At 51.3% G+C, this 5,691-nt stretch carries 5 protein-coding genes; all 5 read right to left on the bottom strand.

Going from position 1 to position 5,691, the window contains the following annotated elements:
* A partial coding sequence (locus V6D20_20655) for a hypothetical protein (GenBank protein HEY9818191.1) occupies positions 1 to 1,163 on the bottom strand: 1,163 nt, incomplete at its 3' end.
* A gap of 364 nt (positions 1,164 to 1,527) precedes the next feature.
* Positions 1,528 to 2,505, bottom strand: a complete 978-nt coding sequence (locus V6D20_20650) for a glycosyltransferase family 2 protein (GenBank protein HEY9818190.1) — start codon at positions 2,503 to 2,505, stop codon at positions 1,528 to 1,530.
* A gap of 90 nt (positions 2,506 to 2,595) precedes the next feature.
* Entirely contained in the window at positions 2,596 to 3,459 is an 864-nt protein-coding gene (locus V6D20_20645; protein HEY9818189.1) for a glycosyltransferase, read from the bottom strand.
* A gap of 105 nt (positions 3,460 to 3,564) precedes the next feature.
* Positions 3,565 to 4,539 carry a glycosyltransferase family 2 protein gene (locus V6D20_20640; protein HEY9818188.1) on the bottom strand — a complete coding sequence of 325 codons (975 nt, stop codon included), beginning with the start codon at positions 4,537 to 4,539 and terminating at the stop codon, positions 3,565 to 3,567.
* Between the two features lie 760 nt (positions 4,540 to 5,299).
* Positions 5,300 to 5,691 (bottom strand): acyltransferase (locus V6D20_20635; GenBank protein ID HEY9818187.1); only part of this gene is annotated, 392 nt, incomplete at its 5' end.

The following is a 5,691-nucleotide window of genomic DNA, read 5'->3' as shown; positions in this document are numbered from 1 at the left end:
TCTAGAGCAACCCGTTCAATCTGTCCGTTGGGCTTCACCGTCCAGGTACTACCCAATCCTTTACCTAGAAGTCCTGATAGGGCCACCCCTAGATTTTTATTGTACGTTTCGGCACGGGCTTCATAGCTAGAGTCGTCTTGTACATTGGTGAAGCTTTCTAAGCGATCGCCAATCACGGTCGAGAAGGGTTCAATCATCGTCAAGGGCACCACAAAAAGAGACAACGCCACAATGGTGGCAATTAAACGAATCTGCAAGGTTGACTTGAGGGATAGCACCAAGGTAAGCAGGCCAACCAACCAACCGGCCCAGGCTGCCCGCACCAGGGATAGCATAAATGCTAAATACCCCACCGCCGCCGCCGGCACCCGCAAAAAACCTTTGCAGACAAACAGCATCAGCAACGTGGCCATCATCACGCAGCCAAAGGACGGTGGTGCGTTCATAGTGCTCCACACCCGAATCTGCTGCGCTACAGGCAAACCAAAGGAGACATTACCCACATTCACCAGCCAGTAGTTATCCCATAGCGGCGCCACCATATATTGATAGACACCATAGGCACCGGATAACAGCGTGATCCAGACAAATGCGGTTTGAGTCGTTTTACGAATCTCTGGGTAGAGCCGCCAATGCACGGAAAGATGCAGCCCAAACAAGAGCGGCGGCATCCAGTCTAGAAAGGTTCGTATGACGGTCGTGACGGGATTATTGAGAGCGCCTACCAAAAAGGCAAAGAACACAGCCCCCATCGCCATAACAAACGGAATATCGCCCGTACGATGCACCCTAGGAAAGTGTCGGAAGAGGGTTAAAACGCAAATAAAAGTGACGAGGTAGGGTGCCGTCAGCATGAGGCTGGATTCATCATACTGCCCACGATAGTAATCACCCAAACGACGCAGGAGAGGCGTAAAACACCAGATCCACCAGTTGAAATTGATGTAAAAGATCGGATGAAAGACATAGAGATAAATAGCGACTAGCAAGGAGCCTGCAGGAAAGGCTAAACGCATCAAGGAACCTGCCCCGGCAATGCATCCTAGGAGGGTGATCCCAAATAACAGAATGACCGAGGCCCAAGCTAAAAATGGCTGCTCCCAGAGGGACAGTCGCTGGGGGCGAGAAAGGGTTGAGGGGGCTGGAGATACATTCGCAGACATAGTAGAGCAGGATGGCAAAAGGATATCAAAGAATAGCGTGAGAATGAGAACTGGAGTGGCGTTGCCGAATCGATATAGGATTGGCCCTCATCCCCAACCCTTCTTCCTGGGGTGAAGGCAGACTTGGGAATTCCGGCGTTGCTGCATGAGGCTATGGCATCAGAACGTGAACAAGATGCTCGCACTCCCAACTCATTCACCATCAAGGTCGTGTGAGCGAGACGCTCACGGTTCCTTAGGGCCAATCATCGTGCGATTCAGCAACGCCGGAATTCATACCTACATTCAGCAACGCCACGAGAGTTAGGGAAACAGCGAGGAAAGCTGAGAAACGTCGCTAGACAAAGGCTAGCAGAAGCTGACGTTAGGACGATGCGATCGCTTTTTGCTCCACCGTCTGAGAGCGATCGCCCTTGCCCCGTCGCCAGGTTTGCACGCCTTGCCATCGCCCTTGCATAGACAGCCACCACTTTTGTCCGGCAAAGCTTCCTTCCTTGGGCAAAAAGCGACACCATTGGGCAATGCCAAAGGCCTTGCGCGTTCCCACTAAAACCGCCCATATTAGAAAAACTAGGCGGCGAAACGGTGGCAAATAGTCGAGCAAGGCTACGGTTTCATTATGCACGGCATTAAAAAAAGCGATCGCGTTGAACTGATCCCGTTGATCTTCATCGAATCGCTTGGCTTGGTAATGGTCAATGTCTGCCGCTGGATCGTAGATGAGCCGCCAGCCAGCCCGTTTCACAGCTAGGCTAAAGGCTAGGTCATTATGCACCTGGGCACCACTGCCAAGGAGCCGACTATCAAAACGCTGGTGGGCGATCGCTGTCTTGCGATAGCTCATATTGGCTCCCTTCAGCACCTCAACATCCTGAGGATCGCCCACGCCTAGATTATGGCGACCTACCACCCGCCCAAACCACTGCACCCGGCCCACCACGGCGCTCTCACCTTCTTCCAGATCCGTGCCGCCAAGATAAAGCCAATCACGCCCACCGACGCCTCCCACTCGCTCATCGGCAGCAAAGTGCGACTCGATTCGCTCTAACCAACGAGAACGCGGAGCAGCATCATCATCGGTGATGGCAATAATGTCACCTTGAGCCGCTTCCAGACCAGCATTCAGCGCCGCCACCTGCCCCGGCATCGTCACCGCGACCCACCGCAGAGGCAACATCTCCTTAGGAAAGTCCTTCACAACAGCTTGGGTTTCGGTATCAGAATCTCGTACCACCACCACCACCTCATCGGGCGATCGCGCCTGCTGGGTCAAGGCCTGCAAACATCGGCGTAGATCGTCAGGACGATGGTAGCTCGGAACCAAAACTGTGATTTTTAACACGTCAGCACCTCATGACAACAAGCGAGTAGCCTTGCTTATCCCGAAAACTATCAGCACTCCATCATGGGATCAAGCGCTCGATGGTATTCTTCATAACCGGTTCACATTAGAGATCTTGATAATGTCTGGCCATGACTGTAGAGATTTACGACGCAGTAAATAGAGCGTCATATGCAAATAATACACAACGCGAAATATCAGGAGCTTGATCGGATCAGGAAAGAGATGCTTATAGCGCTTGATGCCGATATAAAGGCGGCTGGCAGCCACATAGATTTCATAGCTTTGCATCTTGCCCCGTTCTGCCGAGGGCAAGGTCGTTTTTTGAAAGCGTGTATCAAAGACCTTCAGGGTGGGTTCATAGATAATTTGGTAGCCGCAGCGCAGCGCCCGCAGCGAGAGTTCAATATCTTCCTGTCCCAGGAAAATCTGTTCGTCCCACTCTTCCTGATCTAAAAAACTTTTGGGAAAAAGACTGGCATAGAGATTCACAACCTGAGGAATGCCTGGTTTCCAAGGGCAAAAATAGCCTCGAAAATTGACGCCTAGGGGGCCGATATCCGGTGGGCTAAATTCATTGCGGTTGTCTCCGGTGAGAATGGTCTTTTCATCTAGACCGGGGGGAAGATTTTGGTAACACTGGACGGCCCGCTCAAAGAAGTCGGGTGACACCTGAATGTCGTCGGCTAGAAAAATGATGCGATCGCTATCCTGAGGGGCAGCATGGAGGGCATTATTGCGATTAGCCGTTACACCCGTGTGGGGCCCTTCCAGATAGACGGTATGGGCATAGCGCTGCACGACCTCCTGATTACTCCGCTGCACCTCTGGATCCGTTGAGTTATCGGAAACCACAACGGCATGGGGCACGTAGGTTGACGACCATAATCCTTGCAGACATTCATCCAACTCCTGCGGACGATTCATAGTGGTGATGCAAGCGGTGATCTTCATGCGCTCAAACCCCTGTATAGAATAAGTAAACTCGATACGTTACATACGCCCAGCAGCTAGATATCCGTTGATCCTAATCATTCATGATGATAAACACCATCCAGGCTAAAATCGCCGGGCTAGGGCATAGGGTAGATAGCTCACCACAATCGCGACGAATGTACGCATCTTAAACTGGCTACGCAGCGATCGCCACAGGTAAGGACGAGCCTCCACGGGTTTGCGATCGCGAATCAGCCCAATGCCCAAGGTTGTGTTGGCATGAGCCCAGCGTTGTCGAAAGATAGGATGGTAGTCCTTGAGGCGATCATCTGCAAGCAAGGTGTTGAAGCAGAAAATCTGGGCGCGCCCTTTGCGCAGCTTCGCCTGAACATTACGCGCCCCGCTTTGCTGCGTTTCCGATTGAGCATGTTCTCGGACGCGGGTAAGCTTGTCTGGACAGTAATAGCTAGCCCAGTCATCCCGACAGCACACATAGTTCACGTACATATCCCACAGAACATCAGCCTCTGCCGGAATTTGGCTCCAGTCCACCGCTTCTCGCCGAATCAATCCCGCCATGGCAGGCGAAATAGCGCCATTAATCAAGCCATACTCGGCCATGGGATAGTACACTCCTTCCGGCAAGTCATGGCGATGATTAGCGCGGGAGCAGGCTTCCGTTGCTGCTATATCAATCTCCCCCGTAGCGCTGACCATATAGTGATCACAAAAAGCGATCGCCACACTGGGATAGCGTTCTAAGGGAGGCACTAACTTATCTAGAAAGTCTGGCTCCCAGACATCATCATCCAACAGACTAGCCATATATTTACCCTTAGCCCGCAGGAACGCACTTTGCACATTGGCAAACATACCTACATTTTGCTCTTGCCGATAGACCTGAATTCTTGGATCATTCAAGGCCTCAATCCAGGGCTGAGGATTGTCTGGACTCGCATTATCTGAAACAATAATCTCAATATTTCGATAGGTTTGTTGCAAAGCACTTTTCAGCGCATCTTTCAAATAGTCAGGACGGTTATAGGTAGGAATAATGACACTAACAAGCGGCTCTGATTCTAAGTCATGGTCTGGCATGGACAGCACACCTCCGATTAGAGAAACGTAATGTTAGATCCTAGTCGTCGAACAGGTCGTGTTCAAGGCATGGAGTTTTCTACATGTGAAGTTCTTATAAAGTTAGGACTTCAGTACAACACCACATGTCATGAGAACACTTTTAGATTGTGTATGGTATATCACTGATGGCATATCCACTATCAAACCCTAGCGATCGCTCCTCCCCAGCTAGATGACTCATCCCCAAGACGACACCATCCCTAGCACAACGGTTGGTGTAGCACTCATCCTATGGCATGTCGAGCTGGCAGCTACAGCTACAGGCTTTGCCACCCTTATTCCTCACGCTGCAGAAGTTTTCTCTAGCGTATCAGAGGATGCTCGAAAAGTTTGATGGATAGTCCAAGTATGTCCAGTGATTTTCCCTGCTTGACTGATCAACCTCTAGCCACTGGCGGCTAGAAGCCACTCCCATGCAGGCAATTCCCGCCTAGGTTCATCAGTCGGAAAGGCGGCGGGCAACGTTGACGGTGCAACCGTAGTTTCCACTATCTAACATGCAGATTGTGCCAGTCAATCAGGCGATTTCCCCATGGTCAGCTTCTGCCACTTTGGCATCCCATGGCTGATGCTGATCCCTCTTATGTCACGTTGGGCATCCTGACAAATTTTGGCATGGAAACTCACGGTGTTTGACGGGAGAATGAGGGGTTTGACCTCTTTTTTTCGAGAGAGACTCAAGAGGGTTATGTCAAATCCGGTTAGACAGGCCATTCACTCAACCGGATTTAATATTGTCGCTCACCGGCTCACGCTGGCGGCTTCGCCGCTTGATGACCCTGGCTGGCACCCCCACAGCAATGGAGTAGCTAGGGATTGTTTGGGTGACCACAGCGCCAGCACCAATCACGCTGCCCTCACCAATCCTGACACCATCTAAGATAGAAACTCCATGACCGATCCAGCAGTTGTTCTCAATGACAATCCCTTGCCAGGTCAACCCTTGATCATTGGGTCCCCGGCTTGGATCATCGAACTTGTGCTGATTGGCAAATATTCCGCAGTGGGCGGCGATCGAACAATTATCGCCAATCTCAATATTGCCTGGCCCCGCTAAGTAGGTACAGGAACCAATAAATACTCGCTGACCAAGATGCACTCGACTGCGCT

The sequence above is a fragment of the Candidatus Obscuribacterales bacterium genome (assembly GCA_036703605.1).
GTDB lineage: Bacteria > Cyanobacteriota > Cyanobacteriia > RECH01 > RECH01 > RECH01.
The sequence above is the reverse complement of the archived record's forward strand: the minus strand, read 5'-3'. Positions and strand labels throughout refer to the sequence as shown.